At 69.0% G+C, this 18,666-nt stretch carries 18 protein-coding genes and 1 pseudogene; 15 read left to right on the top strand and 4 right to left on the bottom strand.

Going from position 1 to position 18,666, the window contains the following annotated elements; translation table 11 throughout:
• Positions 1–9: 9 nt before the first annotated feature.
• On the bottom strand, positions 10–615 hold the full coding sequence (locus R9X44_RS18745) for a MerR family transcriptional regulator (protein ID WP_319815488.1): 606 nt from the start codon (positions 613–615) through the stop codon (positions 10–12).
• Positions 616–873: 258 nt separating this feature from the next.
• On the opposite strand from R9X44_RS18745, the gene R9X44_RS18740 reads away from it, so the two are divergent.
• From R9X44_RS18740 to R9X44_RS18730, 3 genes are all read left to right on the top strand, one after another.
• Positions 874–1,482 (top strand): NERD domain-containing protein, encoded by a 609-nt coding sequence (locus R9X44_RS18740; protein WP_319815487.1) that lies wholly within the window; start codon positions 874–876, stop codon positions 1,480–1,482.
• Between the two features lie 157 nt (positions 1,483–1,639).
• The gene (locus R9X44_RS18735; protein WP_319815486.1) at positions 1,640–3,343 is read left to right on the top strand and encodes a hypothetical protein; all 1,704 of its coding nucleotides are present in this window, start codon (positions 1,640–1,642) and stop codon (positions 3,341–3,343) included.
• A gap of 260 nt (positions 3,344–3,603) precedes the next feature.
• A complete protein-coding gene (locus tag R9X44_RS18730) occupies positions 3,604–4,782 on the top strand; it encodes an NlpC/P60 family protein (protein ID WP_319815485.1) in 1,179 nt (392 codons plus the stop codon).
• A 33-nt stretch (positions 4,783–4,815) separates the two neighbouring features.
• Here R9X44_RS18730 and R9X44_RS18725 read toward each other — a convergent pair whose 3' ends face one another.
• Entirely contained in the window at positions 4,816–5,304 is a 489-nt protein-coding gene (locus tag R9X44_RS18725; protein WP_319815484.1) for an inorganic diphosphatase, read from the bottom strand.
• A gap of 118 nt (positions 5,305–5,422) precedes the next feature.
• Between R9X44_RS18725 and dacB the strand changes: the two genes are divergently transcribed.
• The 6 genes and pseudogenes from dacB (at position 5,423) to folE (ending at position 12,456) form a co-directional block, all read left to right on the top strand.
• Positions 5,423–6,778: a D-alanyl-D-alanine carboxypeptidase/D-alanyl-D-alanine-endopeptidase gene (dacB, locus tag R9X44_RS18720; RefSeq protein WP_319815483.1), complete on the top strand. Its 1,356-nt coding sequence runs from the start codon at positions 5,423–5,425 to the stop codon at positions 6,776–6,778.
• 171 nt (positions 6,779–6,949) lie between these two features.
• Positions 6,950–8,065 (top strand): zinc-dependent metalloprotease, encoded by a 1,116-nt coding sequence (locus R9X44_RS18715; protein ID WP_319815778.1) that lies wholly within the window; start codon positions 6,950–6,952, stop codon positions 8,063–8,065.
• 103 nt (positions 8,066–8,168) lie between these two features.
• A pseudogene (gene tilS / locus R9X44_RS18710) lies at positions 8,169–9,122 on the top strand (tRNA lysidine(34) synthetase TilS); the annotation flags it as partial.
• A 52-nt stretch (positions 9,123–9,174) separates the two neighbouring features.
• Positions 9,175–9,729 (top strand): hypoxanthine phosphoribosyltransferase, encoded by a 555-nt coding sequence (gene hpt / locus R9X44_RS18705; protein ID WP_319815482.1) that lies wholly within the window; start codon positions 9,175–9,177, stop codon positions 9,727–9,729.
• Positions 9,730–9,880: 151 nt separating this feature from the next.
• The gene (gene ftsH, locus R9X44_RS18700) at positions 9,881–11,845 is read left to right on the top strand and encodes an ATP-dependent zinc metalloprotease FtsH (protein ID WP_319815481.1); all 1,965 of its coding nucleotides are present in this window, start codon (positions 9,881–9,883) and stop codon (positions 11,843–11,845) included.
• 23 nt (positions 11,846–11,868) lie between these two features.
• A complete protein-coding gene (folE, locus tag R9X44_RS18695) occupies positions 11,869–12,456 on the top strand; it encodes a GTP cyclohydrolase I FolE (RefSeq protein WP_319815480.1) in 588 nt (195 codons plus the stop codon).
• A 60-nt stretch (positions 12,457–12,516) separates the two neighbouring features.
• Here folE and R9X44_RS18690 read toward each other — a convergent pair whose 3' ends face one another.
• Complete coding sequence (locus R9X44_RS18690) at positions 12,517–12,753, bottom strand: WXG100 family type VII secretion target (RefSeq protein ID WP_319815479.1); 237 nt, start codon at positions 12,751–12,753, stop codon at positions 12,517–12,519.
• 1,529 nt (positions 12,754–14,282) lie between these two features.
• On the opposite strand from R9X44_RS18690, the gene R9X44_RS18685 reads away from it, so the two are divergent.
• The 6 genes from R9X44_RS18685 (at position 14,283) to R9X44_RS18660 (ending at position 18,194) form a co-directional block, all read left to right on the top strand.
• On the top strand, positions 14,283–14,990 hold the full coding sequence (locus tag R9X44_RS18685) for an alpha/beta hydrolase (protein WP_319815478.1): 708 nt from the start codon (positions 14,283–14,285) through the stop codon (positions 14,988–14,990).
• Between the two features lie 633 nt (positions 14,991–15,623).
• Positions 15,624–16,421, top strand: coding sequence for a dihydropteroate synthase (folP, locus tag R9X44_RS18680; RefSeq protein ID WP_319815477.1), 798 nt, complete (start codon positions 15,624–15,626; stop codon positions 16,419–16,421).
• The gene (locus R9X44_RS18675) at positions 16,414–16,842 is read left to right on the top strand and encodes a nuclear transport factor 2 family protein (protein ID WP_319815476.1); all 429 of its coding nucleotides are present in this window, start codon (positions 16,414–16,416) and stop codon (positions 16,840–16,842) included. Before folP ends, R9X44_RS18675 begins: the two co-directional genes overlap by 8 nt.
• Complete coding sequence (gene folB / locus R9X44_RS18670) at positions 16,829–17,188, top strand: dihydroneopterin aldolase (RefSeq protein WP_319815475.1); 360 nt, start codon at positions 16,829–16,831, stop codon at positions 17,186–17,188. Before R9X44_RS18675 ends, folB begins: the two co-directional genes overlap by 14 nt.
• Complete coding sequence (gene folK, locus R9X44_RS18665) at positions 17,185–17,736, top strand: 2-amino-4-hydroxy-6-hydroxymethyldihydropteridine diphosphokinase (protein ID WP_319815474.1); 552 nt, start codon at positions 17,185–17,187, stop codon at positions 17,734–17,736. Before folB ends, folK begins: the two co-directional genes overlap by 4 nt.
• Positions 17,733–18,194 carry a DUF3180 domain-containing protein gene (locus R9X44_RS18660; protein ID WP_319815473.1) on the top strand — a complete coding sequence of 154 codons (462 nt, stop codon included), beginning with the start codon at positions 17,733–17,735 and terminating at the stop codon, positions 18,192–18,194. Before folK ends, R9X44_RS18660 begins: the two co-directional genes overlap by 4 nt.
• Here R9X44_RS18660 and R9X44_RS18655 read toward each other — a convergent pair.
• The gene (locus R9X44_RS18655; protein ID WP_319815472.1) at positions 18,191–18,562 is read right to left on the bottom strand and encodes a MerR family transcriptional regulator; all 372 of its coding nucleotides are present in this window, start codon (positions 18,560–18,562) and stop codon (positions 18,191–18,193) included. The genes R9X44_RS18660 and R9X44_RS18655 overlap by 4 nt on opposite strands.
• Positions 18,563–18,666 lie beyond the last annotated feature (104 nt).

Below are 18,666 nucleotides of genomic sequence, written 5' to 3'. Positions count from 1 at the left end.
CGAGCCGGGTCAGGAGGGGGTGGGGCCCACCTCCCCGGGTGGCATCAGGCCGAGCCGTGCCAGCTCGGCGAGCAGGGGGGCGGCCGCGCCGCGCAGCGCGGCCGCCTGATCGGGATCGAGCCGCTCGGTCTCCAGCAGCAGGGTGACGCCGGCGGCGAGCCTGATCCCTTGCAGCGTCGTGCTCGCCGGCTCTGACGGTTCCGGCATCGCGTCCGGCGGCGGGCAGGAGCCCACCGCGGGCGGCGCCGCCCAGAACCGCCGCGCGGGCGGCTCGCCTTCGACGGGCGCGGCGGGCGGCGGCCCGCTCCACGCGATGTCGACGTTCTCGCCGATCGGGGTGAGCCGCCGCTCGGGCGCGCTCAGCAGCTCGGCCTGGATCTCCGCGAGGCTCAGCCCGGCCGCTTGGCGGCGCTTGACCGCGACGAGCTGGTGCAGATGCCGCGGGGTGTAGCGCGCGGTCCTGCCCTGCCGCAGCGGCGGGTCGAGCAGGCCGAGCGTGGTGTACCAGCGGATCAACCGTACGTTCGGGACTTCCTGGACACGGCCGTTCACGTCGAGATCGGCCAGCGCCTCGGCGGCCTTCGACGCGAGCTGCGTGATCGTCCATTCATCCATGCTGCAACTATGACACTGTCATGTTTGCAGTGTCAAACGCGCCCGGCTTGTCCCGGTCTGGCGAGACGACACCTGCCCGCCGCGGTGAAGTCCTTGAATGCGGCCCCACCTGCCACGACTCTTGCCCCGGGGGTGAGCCGGGTGGGCCGGAGTGAACTTGGGGTCGCCGGGGCGTCGGCCTGGGCGCGATACAGGGCGCTTTCCTCGCGTTTCGAGCGCCTTGTCGTCGGAGGCGCGCTGGGGGGCGCGGCCGGCGTGATGACGGCGGGCTTCGTCGACTGGCGGATCGGCGCGTGCTCGGGCGCGTGCGTCGCGGTCCTGCACTACGGCGCCGGATACCTCGCGCCGGGGCCCGAGGCGGAGTGGCGACGCGGCGCGCGCGCTGAGCGGCGCACCGGACGCGACCTCGGAGGGCTCGGACGCGGCTACAGCGTCCTGCACGACCGCACGGTCCCGGATCTGTCGGCGACGAACCTCGACCATCTGGTGATCGGCCTGACGGGCGTCTACGCGATCGTGACGCGCCGTGTGCGGCGCGGGGTCCGCGTCTGGGCGGACGACGGACGCCTGTGGGCGGGCGAGGAGCCGGTGAGCGGAATCGAGGTGACGGCCGCGCGCGCGGCCGAACTCGTCGGCCGCCTCCTCGCCGAGGAACTCGACGAGGAGTTCGACGTGGTCCCGCTCGTCGCCGTCCAGTCGGGAAAGGTGGAACCCGAGGGTTTTCAGCACGAAGGGGTGGTCTTCCACCGGGGCAGGGAGATTCCGGAATTCGTGCGGTCGCACCCGGTCATCTTCACGTCGGCGCAGGTGACGGCTATCACCGCAGTGGCAGAACGCCTCTTTCCGCCCATGCGGCTGGAATTCTGATCATCCACGCGAAGCATCCCACGCGGTGCTTCGGGGAGAAAACGCATTGCGAAGATCGCGATGAATGACGTCTATTCCCGATGTGGCTTAGGGGAATGGCTGAGCAATTCCAGGGATTCGGTGGAGGGAAACATGGCGCTGCCTTTATTTTTCCCCCATGGATGACCGCCTGCTCGTCGAGGCCCTGCGCGCACGTGACCCCGGCGCGCTCGCCTCGGTCTACGACGCGTACGCCGCCCGCCTGTACGCGTACTGCTGGTTCCGGCTCACCGACGCCGAAGCCGCGCAGGTGGCTCTACGGGACACCTTCATCGTCGCCGAGGCGCACGCCGACCGCCTCCAGGACCCCGAGGCGTTCCTGCCGTGGCTGTTCGCGCTCGCCCGCGCCGAGTGCGCGCGCAGGCCCGAGGCCGCGTCCGCGTACGCCGATCCTCCGTCCGCCGAACCGGGCCGGCGCGACATGGACCAGAAGATGCTCGCCTGGCGTGCGGTGCGGGCGCTCGACCCGCTGCCGCGCGAGGCGCTCGAGCTCGAGGCCCGACACAGGCTTCCCGCCGCGCACGTCGCGCTGGTGCTCGACCAGCCCGAGCGCCAGACGGTCGAGCTGCTGACGGACGCCAAGGGCGACCTCAGGCGCGCGCTGACGGTGGAGATCCTCACCCACCTCGGCCCCGCGGGCTGCGCCGGACGCGCCGACCTCCTGGCCGCCCGGGTGGCGGGCGAGCTCGACGCCAACGTACGGGCGAACCTGCTTGCGCACGTGCGCGCCTGCCCGGAGTGCGCCGGCCACCGGCCCACCGACGCGATCTCGCCGACGAAGATCTTCGCGACGGTGCCGTGCGCGAGCGCGCCGGCTTCGCTGCGCGCCAAGGTGCTGAGCTGCTTCACCGATCCCGACCTCGTCGGCTATCGGCTGTTCGTCGCCACCCGTAGCACCGACTTCAACGCCCTCGGCTTTCCCGGGCGTGCTGTGCCCGAGCCCGTCGTGGTCGCCCCTGCGCGCGGCCGGTGGTGGCGCAAGGTGCTCGTCGTGGGCGTCCTGTCGGGGGGTCTCGTCGCGGGGACGACGTTCGTCGGCTGGCTGGTCGGCGACCCGAGGCAGGACGTGCGCACGATCGCGTCGGGCGGCTCGCCCACGCCCCGTCCGACGCCGTCGGAGACGGTGGACGACAGGCCGCGTCCCCCCGTCCCGCGTCACGGGCTGCTCACCGCGACGTTCCCCGCCGGGGCGTATGAGTCGGCCACCCCTGAGCCGATAGCCACCCCGCAGCAGGCACCTCCCGTACCGACGCCGCAGAGCGTCCAGCAGGGCGGCGTGTCCGCGGAGCCCGGTGGGCCTGGCCGTCTGACGGTCTCGCCGTTGCGGCTGGACATCGGGTCGGGCTCGGACGGCGAGCTGAAGCTGGAGGCCGACGGCGACCTCGTCTGGCGGGCGAAGGTGAAGGGACCGCTCAAGCTGTCGGAGCCGTCGGGCGAGTTGGCCAAGGACGAGAAGGCGACCGTCAAGGTGAAGGTGTTCCGTTCCGCCAAGGCGGGCCGCGGCCTTATCCGCATCGGCGGTGTCACCGTCACGGTCACCTGGGACGCGGCGGCTCCCACGCAGAGCCCTTCGCTCGGCCCTTCCGCGCCCTCGACGGGCGGCCCCCTCCCGTCGGTGCCTTTGCCGACGGAGCCGAACGCCACCCCCGCTCCGACGGCGGTGCCGCCGTCTCCCGGCGAGGGCGCTCCTCCGACGGGCGTGCCGGTTCCCGAGCCGACCCCTTCGGACTGCCCTCCGGAGGACGAGGACGACGCGTCGGACGACGACCTGAAGTTCGGGTCGTGGTCGTCGGCGACGAGCCTGTCCCTGCGCGTGCGGTGAGGTATGTCCGCCTCGTCCGGAACCGCGTCGGCGAACGCGCTTCGCGGGCCGCCGGAGTTGTCGGCACATAGTGGGGAATCGCCGGTCGGGCCTGGTCAGCGGCCAGGAAAGAAGGCGACAAGGCGGCGTGGCGGCGTAGGCGCGAGGGGTAGGGGGTGACCGTGTGACGGAGGTCCACAGGACGTGTTCGCAGCGTCGCCCGTCGGGCGGCGTGGCCTGCGTGGAGGTGGAGCATGCCGCGGTCGTCTCGAAGTCTCGTCGTGGTTGTCACGGGGGCGCTGCTCGCCGGTGCGACCCCGGTGCTCGCCGTGGAGCGTCCCGCGGTCGGCGACGCCGTCGTCAGCCGGGCGGGCGCGCGCGTCTCGGCCCTGGAGGCGGGCCGGATCAAGGCGCGCCTCGCCCAGGCCGACGCCGAGCTCGTGCGCTATGGCTCGGAGGCGCAGTGGGCGATGGAGCGGCACAACGGCCAGCGCGTCCTGCTCGCAAGGGCGCGGACCGCCGCGAAAGCCGCACGGGTACGCGCGAAGAAGGCGGAAGGCGCCTACCGCCAAGCGCGCGACGCCTACTCCGCTTACGCGCCCGGCGCTTACACGACCACGACGTCCTCGACCACACGGCTCGCCATGCTGTTCACGGGCGGCGGGGGAGCCAGGGGCATGCTCGACCGCGCGGGGATGCTCCAGGTGATGGCGACACAGCAGGAAGGTCTGCTGAAGCGGATGAAGGCCGCGCGCAAGGTGTCGCGCCTGCTGCGGTCGGAAGCCAAGAAGGCGTACAAGCGGCAGAAGGAGACCGCCGCTCTGGTGGCGCGTACACGACGTGACGCGATCGCCGCGGTCGAGGCGCAGAAGGACGCCGCCGCGCGCATCGGGGCGACGCGCAAGGACCTCGTCCGCAGGCTCGACAAGGTACGGCCGCGCGCCGAGCGGCTCGCCGAACGCCGTACCGAGGAGCTGCGCGCGCGCACGGAACGGCGGTTGGATCTCGAGGCCGTACGCAGACTCGAAGACGACGAGCTGAGCCCGCGCGGAGCCGGACGCGGCAAGACCGTCGTGCGTGAGGCGCTGAAGTGGATAGGCACGCCCTACTCGTGGGGAGGCGGGAACACCAAGGGCCCGTCCAAGGGCATCGCGCACGGCGCGAAGATCCGCGGGTTCGACTGTTCGGGCCTCGCTCTGTACGCGTGGGCCAAGGCGGGCATCGGCCTTGACCACTGGACGGGCAGCCAGTGGGCGGCGGGGCCGAAGGTGCCGACGACGATGCTGCGCGCGGGAGACCTCGTGTTCTTCGCCAAGAACACCAAAGATCCCGACACGATTCACCATGTCGGGATCTTCATCGGTGACGGGCGGATGGTCGAGGCTCCCTATACCGGGGCAAGGGTCCGCATCTCGTCCATCTGGCGCAACGGGCTCATCGGCGCCGTAAGGCCCGGATGAGCCCGCGTCACCCGCGGCGCGTCGGCTGCCGGATCAGTGGCCGTGCTCCTGGGCCCTCTTGCGGGAGCGGACGATCTCCTCCTCGGCCTCCACCCGGCCGACCCAGTTGGCGCCCTCGACGGACTTGCCGGGCTCGAGGTCCTTGTAGACCTCGAAGAAGTGCTGGATCTCGAGGCGGTCGAACTCGGGCACGTCGGTGATGTCACGGACGCGCTCGAAGCGCGGGTCGGTCGCCGGGACGCACAGCAGCTTGTCGTCGCCGCCCGCCTCGTCGGTCATCCGGAACATGCCGACGGTGCGGCACAGGATGAGGCAGCCGGGGAAGGTCGGCTCCTGGAGCAGGACGAGGGCGTCCAGCGGGTCGCCGTCCTCACCGAGGGTGCCCTCGATGAAGCCGTAGTCCGTGGGGTACTGCGTGGAGGTGAACAGCAGGCGGTCGAGCCGGATGCGGCCCGTCTCGTGGTCCACTTCGTACTTGTTGCGAGAGCCCTTGGGAATCTCGATGGTCACGTCGAATTCCACTGATTTCCTCCGTCGCCATGGTCCGAAGCTGCCGCGTTGATGCGTGGCTCATGGGGTGTTGTGTGTATACAAGGATCTCGCACTCACGTGGCAGACCTGGACGAGGGAGAGGCACGACATGGTGACCATTGACCGGCCGGTGGCCGTGGTCACGCTCTTCCTGCTTCAGGTCTTCGCGGTCAGTGCGAGCGCTGGTGTGGTGAAAATCACACCAGAACGGGAACTGTCTCCGCAACCGGCCGCGGTGGCCGAACGACGGGTCGTGAATCCCGGTGAGTCAGAGCAGGTTACCGGTGCCGGGAAGATTCCCGGAGCCGCACTCGCCTCCCGGCTGGGCGAGCTGAACGCCGACGGCAAGATCACCGGGGTCGTCCTTGACGCCAGAACAGGCAAGACGCTGTTCGACGCGGGCTCCGGACAGGCCGCGGTTCCGGCGTCGACAACGAAGATCGTCACCTCCACCGCCGTACTGGCCGCGGTGGGCCCGTCGACCACCTTGAGCACGCAGGTAGTCCGCAAGGGAAGCCGTCTGGTTCTGGTCGGCGGAGGCGATCCGACCCTCTCCTCCAAGGAGAAGCCCACCTCTTATCCCAGGCCCGCCTCCGTGGCCGACCTTGCACGGCAGACGGCCGACGCGCTCAAGACCGAGGGCGTAACGCGGATCACTGTCGACTACGACTCCTCCCTCTTCGACGGCTCCGCCATGGGACCTGGCTGGAAGCCCACGTACGTCACCGAAGGCAGCGTCGCGCCCATCAACGCGCTCATGGTCGACAACGGGCGCAGCACGCCGAACCCGTGTGAGGGCACCGTCACGCCGGTCGACAACGGGCCGAAAGCGGCCACCCAAGCCTTCGCCCGTTACCTTTCGCGGTACGGGGTCACGGCGGTCGTCGGGCGTCCCGCGTCGGGCAAGGGTGGGCAGGAACTCGCCGCGGTCTCCTCGCCGCCGATATCCGAACTCGTAGAGCACCTCATGCAGTGCAGCGACAACGAGGTCGCCGAGGCGATGGCCCGTCAGGTGGCGCTTAAGAAGAACCTGCCCGCGTCCTTCGAAGGGGCCGCGCAGGGCGTCCGGGAGACCCTGCAGTCGCTGGGCATGGGCGAGGGGGTCGCGGTCCAGGACGGCAGCGGTCTTTCCCCGCTGAACCGGATCACCCCGCAGGCGCTCGCCCGCATCGTCTCCCTCGCCGCGTCCGGCGAACACCCGGAGCTGAGCAGCGTCCTCACCGGCATGCCCGTCGGAGGGTTCAGCGGCACCCTCAGCGAACGCTTCATCGGGCTGCCCAGCGCCGGGCTGGTCAGGGCCAAGACCGGCACGCTCAACGGTGTCGCCACCCTCGCCGGCATCGCCTACGACTCCTCGGGACGCCTGCTTTCGTTCGCCTTCATGGCCAACGACGCCGCCGACCTCGCCGCGGCCCGCGCGGCCCTCGACAAGCTCGCCGACACCGTCGTCACCTGCGCCTGCTGACCCCGTAAGCAGGCCATGACCTGCGACGACGTCGCGGGCCCGCCGGTTGCGCGCCGGGCCGGGAGGGAACGTCTGTGGGGTGTCGGGCGTTGGTCGCATACGGTGGAGCAAGAACGCGAGTGAGTCCTATCCGGGGTTCCGGTCCCGGCGGAGGGAGCGGGCGTGGGCGGGATGATCGACTGGGGTACTGCGGTTCAAACCGGGGCCCGCCTCGTGCGTCCGGGGCCGCAGGTCTCCGCCGAGGAGGCCAGGGACGTGGTCCGCGAGCTGCGCGAGCTGTCCGCGGTGGCGCAGGAGCACGTACGCGAGTTCACCGGCATGGACGTCCTGCCGGACTCCAAGCCCGCGACGGTCGTGGACCGTCCCGGCTGGATCAAGGCCAACGTCGACGGCTTCCGGGTCGTCCTCGAACCGCTCGTGGACAAGCTGTCGGAGCGCAAGACGGCCACCGGCCCCGTGGGGATCGCGGTCGACCTCGTCGGGTCCCGCGTCACCGGCATGCAGATGGGCGCGATCCTCGCCTACATGGCGAGCCGGGTGCTCGGCCAGTACGAGCTCTTCCTTCCGCCCGACCCCTCCGGCCGCGCCCCGACGGGCCGCCTTACGCTCGTCGCGCCCAACATCGTGCAGACCGAGCGCGAGCTCGGCGTCGACACCCGCGACTTCCGGCTTTGGGTGTGCCTGCACGAGGAGACCCATCGCGCCCAGTTCACCGGCGTGCCCTGGCTGCGCGGGTACGTGCAGGACCAGATGACCCAGTTCCTGCTCGCCTCCGACATCGGACCGAGCGAGCTGCTCGACCGGATCAAGGACGCCGCCGAGGCCGTCGCCGACGCGGTGCGCGGCGGCGAGTCGACCCTGATCGACGCCATCCAGAGCCCCGAGCAGCGCGTCATCCTCGACCGGCTCACCGCGGTGATGACGCTGGTGGAGGGGCACGGCGACTTCGTGATGGACGCCGTCGGCCCCGGCGTCGTCCCGACCGTCGCGCAGATCCGCAGCAAGTTCAACGGCAGGCGCGGCGGCGGCTCGAAGCTCGACAAGACGATCCGCAGGCTCCTCGGCATCGAGATCAAGATGAAGCAGTACGCCGAAGGCTCCCGCTTCGTCAGGCGGGTGCACGCCGAGGTCGGCATGGCGGGCTTCAACCGGGTGTGGGACGCCCCGGAGAACCTGCCGACGGTCGCCGAGATCGCCGATCCGCAGGCGTGGATCGCGCGGGTGGTCAAGCCGGCGCTGCCCGGCGAGTTCCTCGAGCTGGAGAAGCCCAACGGCACCGAGCCCTGACCGGGGTCCGGCGGCCCGCGCCCCGGAAATGTCAGCGCCTCGTGGCACGCTGGCTCCGTGACGCCGTGCGGGCGTCGCCGAGGGCTTCGGGGAGGGGTTGACGGTGGGGCCTGATCCTGCGGTCGCACGGGTGCGCGCCGCGGTGCGGGCGGAACTTGCCGGGATCGGGCGGGGGTCGCTCGTCCTCGTCGCGTGCAGCGGCGGGGCGGATTCGCTCGCGCTCGCGGCGGCGCTGGCGCATGTGGCGCCGCGCGCCGGGCTGCGCGCGGGCGGCGTCACGATCGACCACGGGCTCCAGGAGGGGTCGGACGTGCGGGCCGTCGGTGTGGTCCGGGTGATGTGGGGGCTCGGGCTCGATCCGGCGGGGTCCGTCGCGGTGGACGTCACGGGCGCGGGGGGGCCGGAGGCGGCAGCGCGCGAGGCGCGTTACGCGGCGCTGGAGAAGACCGCGGCGGAGCTCGGCGCGCAGGCGGTCCTGGTCGGGCACACCAGGGACGACCAGGCGGAGACCGTGCTTCTCGGGCTGGCCAGGGGCTCGGGCGCGCGCTCGCTCGCGGGGATGCCCGCGCGCAACGGGCTCTACCGGCGTCCGCTGCTCGGCCTCGGCCGCGCGGAGGTGCGCCGCGCCTGCCTCGCCGAGGGCCTGACGCCCTGGGACGATCCGCACAACGCCGACCCCGCCTTCACCAGGTCGCGGGTGCGCTCCTCCCTCCTGCCCGCGATGACCGAGGTCCTGGGCCCGGGAGTGGCCGAGGCGCTGGCCCGTACCGCAGACCTGCTGCGCGCCGACGCCGACGCCCTCGACGGCTGGGCCGCGCGCGCCCTTGAGGAGGCGCGTGTCATCGGCCACACCTTCGACGTCTCGGCGTTGGAGGGTCTGCCAGCCGCGGTTCGGGGAAGGGTTCTGCGTGCAGCCGCGGTGGAGGCGGGCTGTCCGGCGGGGGCGCTGGGCTCGGTGCACGTCACGGCGATGGATCGGCTGGTCACGGCGTGGCACGGGCAGCGCGGCGCGGACCTCCCCGGCGGTCTCCGGGCGATCCGGAGGTATGGCAAGCTGCATTTGGGCCCGGCCGAAGCGGCGGGCCCGAGCCGCGAAGGAAGGCGTGAGGGTGGAAGAGAAGGATCTGGGCAACGACCTGGCCAAGGTGCTGATCCCGGAAGACCAGCTCCAGGCGAAGATCCGTGAGCTGGCCGCCCAGATCGACGAGGACTACGCGGGCAAGGACATCCTGCTCGTGGCAGTGCTCAAGGGCGCCGTCATGGTGATGGCCGACCTCGCCCGCGCGATGCGCTCACACGTCTCGGTCGACTTCATGGCGGTCTCGTCCTACGGGTCGGGCACGAAGTCCTCGGGCGTCGTCCGCATCCTCAAGGACCTGGACAGCGACATCACGGGCCGGCATGTCCTGATCGTCGAGGACATAGTGGACTCGGGACTGACGCTCTCCTGGCTCATCGACAACCTGCGCACCAGGCAGCCGGCCAGCCTTGAGGTCTGCACGATCCTGCGCAAGCCGGATGCGGTCAAGGCGGAACTGGACGTCAGGTACGTTGGGTTCGATATCCCCAATGAGTTCGTTGTGGGATATGGGCTGGATTATGCCGAGAAGTATAGAAATCTCCCTTTTGTGGGGACGCTCGCCCCACACGTGTATGGGAGCTGATCGCGGGGAACATCCCGGTCCACCCGATCGTTGGCAAGACGCTGGGGAGATCGCTGGCTGCATGCCCTGCATCGTCCGGTGTACCTTCAGTAGCTAGCTTTCCGCAGACGTTGGTCAGGAGGGACGGACCCCGTCCGGGGGTGCCGCACATATGGACGTGAAGCGATACTTCCGCGGACCACTGCTGTGGGTCCTTCTCTTCGGTCTGCTTGCCGCGATCGTGGTGTGGGGCATGAGCCCAGGTCAGACCTACGAGAAGGAAGACACCTCGACGGTCGTCAGCGCGATCGAGAAGGGCCAGGTCAAGTCGGCGAAGATCATCGACAAGGACCAGGTCGTCCAGATCACCACCACCGACGGCAAGCACATGCAGGCCAGCTGGGTGGGCAGCCAGGGCGCACGGCTCCAGCAGCAGCTCCAGGAGCAGGTGAACGCGGGCAAGACCGAGTCCTACCAGGTCGAGGTCCCCAAGCAGAGCCTGCTGCTGAGCTTCCTGTTCAGCCTCCTGCCGCTGATCATCATCGTCCTCATCTTCCTGTTCATCATGAACCAGATGCAGGGCGGCGGCTCGCGCGTGATGAACTTCGGCAAGTCCAAGGCCAAGCTCATCACCAAGGACACCCCCAAGACCACCTTCGCCGACGTCGCGGGCGCGGACGAGGCGATCGAGGAGCTCCAGGAGATCCGGGACTTCCTGCAGAACCCGGCCAAGTTCCAGGCCATCGGCGCGAAGATCCCCAAGGGCGTGCTGCTGTTCGGCCCTCCCGGAACCGGTAAGACGCTGCTCGCCAGGGCCGTCGCGGGTGAGGCGGGGGTGCCGTTCTACTCGATCTCCGGCTCCGACTTCGTGGAGATGTTCGTCGGCGTGGGCGCGTCCCGCGTGCGCGACCTGTTCGAGCAGGCCAAGGCCAACGCCCCCTCCATCATCTTCATCGACGAGATCGACGCCGTCGGCCGGCACCGCGGCGCGGGCCTGGGCGGCGGCCACGACGAGCGCGAGCAGACCCTCAACCAGCTGCTCGTCGAGATGGACGGCTTCGACGCCAAGGGCGGCGTCATCCTGATCGCCGCCACCAACCGCCCCGACATCCTCGACCCCGCGCTGCTGCGTCCCGGCCGGTTCGACCGTCAGGTGACCGTCGACCGCCCCGACCTCGAGGGCCGCAAGGGCATCCTGCGCGTCCACGGCCGCGGCAAGCCGTTCGCCCCCGACGTCGACCTCGACACCATCGCCCGGCGCACCCCCGGCTTCACCGGCGCGGACCTGGCGAACGTCATCAACGAGGCGGCGCTGCTGACCGCCCGCTTCGACCAGAAGCTGATCGATATGGCGACGCTCGAGGAGTCGATCGACCGCGTCATGGCCGGGCCCGAGCGCAAGACCCGCGTCATGTCCGACGCGGAGAAGAAGATCATCGCCTACCACGAGGGCGGTCACGCGCTGGTGGCGCACGCGCTGCCCAACGCCGACCCCGTGCACAAGGTGACGATCCTGCCGCGCGGCCGCGCCCTCGGCTACACGATGACCCTCCCGATGGAGGACAAGTTCCTCACCACCCGCTCGGAGATGAACGACCAGCTCGCCATGCTGCTGGGCGGCCGCACCGCTGAGGAGCTCGTCTTCCACGAGCCCACCACCGGCGCGTCCAACGACATCGAGAAGGCCACCGCGATCGCGCGGAACATGGTCACCGAGTACGGCATGAGCGAGCGCCTCGGCGCGCGCAAGTTCGGCTCCGGGCAGGGCGAGGTCTTCCTCGGCCGCGACATGGGCCACGAGCGCGACTACTCCGAGGACATCGCCTCCGCGATCGATGACGAGGTGCGCCGCCTGATCGAGGGCGCCCACGACGTCGCCTGGGAGATCCTCACCGAGTACCGGGACGTCCTCGACCACCTGGTGCTCGAGCTGATGGAGAAGGAGACGCTCAGCAAGGACCAGGTCCTCGACGTCTTCGCGCCCATCCGCAAGCGGCCCCACCAGAACTCCTACACCGGTTACGGGAAGCGCCTGCCGTCCGACCGTCCGCCCGTCATGACCCCGAAGGAGCTGTCGCTCAACGGGTCGAAGGACACCAAGGTCGTCGAACTCCCATCCGGCGAATCGGACGCGTAACAGCACCGCGTAGAGTGTCCGTTATGACTGCTGCCGCCCCGGAGTTCGATCACGCGCGGATCGAGAAAGCCGTTCGCGAGATCCTCTACGCGATCGGCGAGGACCCCGACCGTGACGGACTCCGGGCCACCCCCGCGAGGGTGGCCCGGGCCTATGCCGAGCAGTTCGCCGGCCTGGCCATGGGACCCGAAGACGCGCTGACGACGTCGTTCGAGGCCGACCACGACGAGATGGTCCTGGTCAAGGACATCGAGCTGTACTCGACCTGTGAACACCACCTCGTTCCCTTCCACGGCGTCGCGCACGTCGGTTACACCCCGGGGGAGAAGGGGCAGATCACGGGCCTGTCGAAACTTGCCCGTCTTGTCGACGTGTACGCGCGGCGCCCGCAGGTGCAGGAGCGGTTGACCAGCCAGGTGGCGGACGCGCTGATGGAGCACCTCGACCCCCGGGGCGTCATCGTCGTCATCGAGGCGGAACACCTCTGCATGACGATGCGCGGAGTACGCAAGCCGGGGGCCAAGACCATCACTTCCGCGGTCCGTGGGGACTTCCGCAATTCCGCGGAGACGCGCGCCGAGGCGATGAGCCTCATTCTCGGCCGTACCTGATGCCGCGAACGTCCTCGTGGAGCAGGGGGACTCCTCCACGAGGACGCCGCGTACGGTCTTTCAGCGGGTAGCCGCCTCGATGTTCGCCTGGGAACGGCGGATGTCGCCCGCGCCTTCCTCAAGGGCGACCGCCATTCTGTCGAATGCGGATTTGGCCTCCGCCCACGCGGCGCGGAAACGATCGGCGCCCGGACCCCACCAGATCTCACCTGACCCGACCGTGCGGCCGTTCAGATCTCTGATCAGGCTGTCCAGGTTCCTGGAGTGTCTGGAGAAGAGCCGCGACAGCTCCTCCATCTGCCCCAGATTCCCACCGCGCCGATCCGCGCCCATTGACGACAGTCCTTTCCGTGGAAGACCGATTGGGAAAGACCCTAGGGGCATTCAGAGATTCCCGCCGCCCGATCGTCTACTTGTGGAGAAAAGTCACGGCTGTCCCGGAGCGAATCCGGCTGATCGGTAACTTTCTCCTGTGGGCATGTGCGACTTTTCCCTTCGTACGCGGCATGCCGTGCATTCATTGACGCACTGCCTTAAAACCGCCGATGCGGGACGGGTGGTGCCGGGTGGGCCGGGTCAGGGGGAGGTCTTTCCACGGTCCCGGATCGGTCTTGCGGTGGCGCTGATCCCGTCAAGGGGCGGGCGCGGGGGCCGGACGGGCGCGGAGGATGCCGTCCGTCGGTGTGCGGCGGGGCGGGTCCAACGGCGTGTGACATGCCCTTTTCGGGTGCCTTCTGGCGGTTTGGGGTGCTCCGTGCCGTCCGTGTGCCGACGTGTCGGCGTGCGGAACGGGTGGGAGACCGGTGGTCACAGCGGACCAGGTGCGGCGGGCGGGGGCCGCGATCGCCGCGGCGGGGGCGGACGCCTGCGGTGCCGCGGCGGGGTGTTATCGGCTGCTCGGGGGAGGGGTTCTGGTCGGGCCCGCGGGCGGCGCGCTGTACGAGCGGCTCGCTGATCGGCATCGGGCGGTGCGGAAGGCCGTCGGTGACGCGGCATTCCGGGCGGACGAGGTGGGGCGGGCGCTCGCACCGCCCGTCAGGGTCTCGGAACCCGCGCTGCCAGGGCCCGCCGGAGCGCCCTCCTGGAAGGCCGGGACGGTCCAGGGAGACCCGGAGGGCATCAACGCGCTCTGCGGGGCGCTCAAGCGCGCTGGACACGCCTGGATGGACGCCGGACGTGAGATCTCCCGTCACCTCGCGGTCCTGGGGGCTCCGTCCGGGGTGGGGCAGCGGATCAGCCGAGCCGGCGCGGACCTTCTCGCCGAGCTCCCCGACCTGAACCGCCGGCGTGATCTGCTGCTGCGGCCCGACCCGTCCCAGGCCGCCTGGACGAAGACCGCCGACGCCCTCATGAAGGCGCTCATGACGGACGACCGCGCCCTCTACACGTCCCTCGTCTCGCAGGGCCTCCACCCGATGGACATCCCCCGCTCGGACCCGTCGGCCGCCGCCTCCTGGTGGAGATCCCTCACCCCCCGCCAACAGTCCCTCTACACCCGCGCCTTCCCCGCCGTCATCGGCTGGACCGACGGTCTCCCCGCCACCGCCCGCGACAAAGCCAACCGCCACGCCCTCACCACCCGCCTGACCCACCTCCAATCCCAACCCCCCGATTCCCTGACCCCTTTCGACCACCGAGACCTAACCCGCCTCCAATCCCTAGCGGCCCAAATTTCGAGACTCGAAAACTCTGGGCAGGATGTCAAACTACTGGGAATTGACTCCACGACCCCTGGGCCCTGGGATGTAAATAGTGGTGGAACATGGATTACCCGAAATATCCCGGGAGTGGTACGAGACGCTGCCCCAGGCCCGGATGGACGGCTAGTGCTGGCAGTGGGAAATCCGGATCTGGCGGAGAACGTCGCTGTCTACGTTCCCGGGACTACTGCACAATTGGATAGTATCGGTGGAGATATTGACCGAGTCGCAAACCTCTATCGCAGGAGTGAGAAGTATGGATCGGGTTCTGTGGCTACAATCATGTGGCTTGGATACGATGCTCCTGACACCATCATAAAAGATGCATCGATGGATAAATATGCAGAACGTGGCGCACCGGACCTCCTAAGTTTTCTAAATGGCCTGGAGGTGGATCAGGACAAGCACGTTACTGCGCTCGGTCATAGCTATGGCTCGGTGGTGATTGGTGAAGGAGCAAATCAAGGCGACCTGCGGGCGGATGAGATTATCGCGGTGGGAAGTCCAGGGATGCATGTGGGCCAGGCCAAGGACCTGGACGTAGGCGAGGATCATGTCTGGATTCAGAAGGCAGAAGGAGACCCCGTTCCCGCTTTGGGGAGGTTTGTACATGGTAGCTCGGCAGGAGTAGGCATCCCGACACTTCCTCTGGTTCCGTCGGACGATGGATTTGGTGGAACTATCCTTTCGACGGATACGCATGGGCACAGCGATTACTGGAAGGCCGAATCTGTCAGCCTTGATAATCAGGCTAAAGTGATAATGGGTGGCCATGAGACTAGGGAGGTTGGAGATGATCCCGAACTGGCTCCGCGGCCCATGCTGTATCGGTAGGAAGCGTCCGCTTGGTGCTGCGGTTGCCGCCGCCATTTGCATGCTGAGTCTTTTGGTCTCGTGTGCCGCTAGAGAGGAAAATCCCATGGATGGTTCGCATTCGGCTGCTACTCCAGAAGAGGTAGCCTCGGTAGTCGGTGAATATGCTCGTCAGGTCGGTGAGGCGGTACTTAAAGAGGATTCCCCCTTTGGCTTCGCCGTAGTGCCGGAGCCGTGCGGTTCTTTCCCGTCGACTCAGGTCCCATTGGCCTATTTGGATACAAACCCATGGGTGCCGAGTTATTCGCCTTATCGGGAGGTCGTCGACGGGTACGTGGAGATAGAAAAAGGGCTCGACCTCGAGGAGGTACTATTCGAAGCCGTGGATCGTCTGCGAAAACAAGGGTGGAATCCGGTTTCCGGTGGCGGGGGCGGCAGGCGAATTAGCCTCATGGCTCCGAAGCCTGGGTATGGAACGACGGTTGAAGGAATTGAAGGAAGTGGCGGGAGGCTGGCAAGAATAGGGATAAATGTCTATTCGCCTTGTTTTCGGGTGCCGGGGGTGGGTTAGGGGGCTGTGGGGTGGGGTGGGGGAGGGCATAGGGTGGGTGTATGAGGGTTCCTGGGCTGCCTGATGTTGATCGTTGTCTGGTCATGGGGGTGGTGAATGTCACTCCTGACTCGTTCAGTGATGGGGGGGAGTGGTTCGATCAGGAGCGGGCGGTTAAGCATGGGCTTGAGTTGGTGAAGGACGGGGCCGATGTCGTTGATGTCGGGGGGGAGTCGACGCGTCCGGGGGCGCAGCGGGTTTCGTTGAAGGAGGAACTGCGGCGGGTGGTGCCGGTGGTCGAGGCGTTGGCGGCCGAGGGGGTCGCGGTGAGCGTCGACACGATGCGGGCCGAGGTCGCGGAGGCTTCGGTGGCGGTGGGGGCGCGGCTGGTGAACGACGTGAGCGGTGGGCTCGCCGACCCGGACATGGCGCAGGTCGTGGCGGCGGCGCGGGTCCCGTATGTGGTGATGCACTGGCGTGGGCACGGGCACGAGATGCACACAAGGACGCAGTACCGGGACGTCGTGGCCGACGTGCGGCGGGAGCTGGGTGAGCGGGTCGACGCGGTGATCGCGCAGGGCGTGGACCCGTCGATGATCGTGTTGGACCCTGGGCTCGGGTTCGCCAAGCAGCCCGAGCACAACTGGGAGCTGCTCGTGGTCACCCGGGAGCTGGGGAGGGATTTCCCGGTGCTGATCGGCGCGTCGCGCAAACGGTTCCTCGGCAAGCTCCTCGCCGACCCCGACGGGCGGCCGCGCCCCTTCGCGGAGTGCGACGACGCGACCCTCGCGGTGACGGCGATAGCCGCGTTGGAGGGCGCGTGGTGCGTACGCGTGCACAACGTCAAGCCGAACGCGGACGCGGTGAGGGTCGCCGCCGCCGTAGGCTCAGCGCGTGGATGACGCCGCCGCGGTCGAGGCCGCCAACGCCAACTTCTATTCGGCATTCGAGAACGGGGACCTTGACCTCATGCATGAGGTCTGGGCCGACGGGGACTGGGCCGACACCGTCACCTGCGTGCACCCGGGCTGGACGATGCTCAGGGGCCGTGACGAGGTCATGCGCTCATGGGCCCTGATCATGGCCAACACGGCTTATATCCAGTTCGTCCTGACCGATGTGCAGACCGAGGTCCGCGGTGATCAGGCCGTGCTGACCTGCGAGGAGAACATCCTCACGGCCGATGAGGACGACGAGGGATTCATCGCCGGGGGAAGCGTGGTGTCCACCAAGGTGTTCGTACGTGAAGAGGGGCGTTGGCGCCTGTGGGTGAACCACGGTTCACCGGTGCTCGACGGAACGGACGACGATGGATCGGATTGAGCTGCGCGGACTGCGCGCGCGAGGGCACCACGGTGTGCTGCCTGCCGAGCGTGAGCTGGGGCAGGAGTTCGTCGTGGACGCCGTCCTCAGCCTTGATCTTCGTCCCGCGGCGGAGAAGGACGACGTCGCCCTCACGGTCCATTACGGGGAGCTGGCTTCGGCGCTGGTCGAGGTCGTCACGGGGGAGCCGGTGGATCTCATCGAGACGCTCGCGGAGCGGCTCGCCGAGGTGTGCCTGGCCGACCGGCGGGTACGCGGCGCGGAGGTCACGGTGCACAAGCCGGCCGCGCCGATCCCCCACCCGTTCGCCGACGTCGCCGTCACGATCTTCAGGAGCCGCGGATGAACGCCAAGGACGACCGCACTCTCACGGGCGGTCACATGCTCTCCGACCACCGGGTGGTGCTGTCGCTCGGCAGCAACCTCGGTGATCGGCTCGACAACCTCCAGGAGGCGGTCGACGCCCTGTTCGACGCCCCGGGCCTGACGTTGCGGGGCCTGTCGCGCGTGTACGAGACGGCCCCTTGGGGCGGCGTCGAGCAGGACGACTTCCTCAACATCATCGCCGTCGCCACAACGCGGCTCGCGCCGATGACGCTGCTCGACCGGGTCCTGTCGATCGAGGAGTCGATGCGCAGGGAGCGGGTGATCCGCTGGGGGCCGCGCACCCTTGACATCGACATCGTCGCCTACGAGGGCGTCACGTCGAACGATCCGCGGCTGATGCTGCCGCATCCGCGCGCGCACGAGCGGGCGTTCGTGCTCGCGCCGTGGGCGGAGGTCGATCCCGAGGCGGTGCTCGAGCCGCACGGCAGGGTCGTGGATCTGCTCGCCGGCCTGACCGATCAAGTCGTCACCGTGCGGGACGACCTGGCCCTCCAGCTCCCCTCGTGAGGGCGACACGGCCGGCGGTGCTGCTGGCGCTGGTCGCCGTGCCGGCGCTGGTGGTCTGGGCGGTTCTGCGCGGTTTCTACAGTCAGCTTCCCCCGCTGCCGTGGACCGCGGTGCCGACCTTCCTACTGCTGGCGATCGGCGAGGTCTTCGCGGGGTTCAGCACCCGGAACAAGATCCTGCACAAGTCGGCGGCCGAGGCGGCGCGTCCGGTCGATCCGCTGAGCGTCGCGCGGCTGGCGGTGCTCGGCAAGGCGAGCGCGCACGCGGCGGCGGCTCTCGCGGGTGTTTTCCTGGGGTTTGTGCTTTTTGTCGCGGGCGACCTCGACAAGCCGACGCTGCGGCACGACTTCTTCGTCAGCGGGGCGACGGCTTTGTCGGCGTTCGTGCTCGCGGGCGCGGGCCTGTTCCTCGAATGGTGCTGCCGCATCCCCAAGGATGACAACAGCGACAAGGACTAGCCGAGCGTCGCCGGGCACTCCCCGGCGTACGGGTGGGCGGCGAGGCCGATCAGCACGTCGAGCCTGCACCCGGCCTCCTGGAGCTCGCCGACCTTCGTGGTGATCCGCGCCCGCTCGGCGACCAGGCGCTCCAGCAGCTCCGGGCCGACGTGTTGGGCGTCGATGGCCGGGAGCAGCGTGACGATCAGGCGGCTGGCGAGCCCCGCGGTGAACAGCTGCTGGATCAGCGCGACGCGGTCCACGGCGGCCTCCGGGTAGTGCCGCTGTCCGCTCGCGCTGCGCTCGGGACGCAGCAGCCCCTGTTCCTCGTAGTAGCGCAGCGCGCGCGTCGAGACCCCGGCCCGCTCCGCGAGTTCGCCGATGCGCATGGCGGCCCCTTCTGATCGACTTGCCTTTGACGTCAACGTGAAGTTCTAGCGTAGGCGGAACACGGGGTCGGCGAACGTCGCATGCGCCCGGGAAGGGGAAGAAC

It is taken from the genome of Actinocorallia sp. A-T 12471, assembly GCF_033875155.1.
Classification (GTDB): domain Bacteria; phylum Actinomycetota; class Actinomycetes; order Streptosporangiales; family Streptosporangiaceae; genus Actinocorallia.
The sequence above is the reverse complement of the archived record's forward strand: the minus strand, read 5'-3'. Positions and strand labels throughout refer to the sequence as shown.

Excerpts from the sequence above, each read along its gene's own strand:
- R9X44_RS18745 (WP_319815488.1), bottom strand. The coding sequence starts at position 615 with ATGGATGAATGGACGATCACGCAGCTCGCGTCGAAGGCCGCCGAGGCG.
- R9X44_RS18740 (WP_319815487.1), top strand. The coding sequence starts at position 874 with ATGACGGCGGGCTTCGTCGACTGGCGGATCGGCGCGTGCTCGGGCGCG.
- R9X44_RS18735 (WP_319815486.1), top strand. The coding sequence starts at position 1,640 with ATGGATGACCGCCTGCTCGTCGAGGCCCTGCGCGCACGTGACCCCGGC.
- dacB (WP_319815483.1), top strand. The coding sequence starts at position 5,423 with ATGGTGACCATTGACCGGCCGGTGGCCGTGGTCACGCTCTTCCTGCTT.
- R9X44_RS18715 (WP_319815778.1), top strand. The coding sequence starts at position 6,950 with ATGATCGACTGGGGTACTGCGGTTCAAACCGGGGCCCGCCTCGTGCGT.
- ftsH (WP_319815481.1), top strand. The coding sequence starts at position 9,881 with ATGGACGTGAAGCGATACTTCCGCGGACCACTGCTGTGGGTCCTTCTC.
- folE (WP_319815480.1), top strand. The coding sequence starts at position 11,869 with ATGACTGCTGCCGCCCCGGAGTTCGATCACGCGCGGATCGAGAAAGCC.
- R9X44_RS18690 (WP_319815479.1), bottom strand. The coding sequence starts at position 12,753 with ATGGAGGAGCTGTCGCGGCTCTTCTCCAGACACTCCAGGAACCTGGAC.
- folP (WP_319815477.1), top strand. The coding sequence starts at position 15,624 with ATGGGGGTGGTGAATGTCACTCCTGACTCGTTCAGTGATGGGGGGGAG.
- folB (WP_319815475.1), top strand. The coding sequence starts at position 16,829 with ATGGATCGGATTGAGCTGCGCGGACTGCGCGCGCGAGGGCACCACGGT.
- folK (WP_319815474.1), top strand. The coding sequence starts at position 17,185 with ATGAACGCCAAGGACGACCGCACTCTCACGGGCGGTCACATGCTCTCC.
- R9X44_RS18655 (WP_319815472.1), bottom strand. The coding sequence starts at position 18,562 with ATGCGCATCGGCGAACTCGCGGAGCGGGCCGGGGTCTCGACGCGCGCG.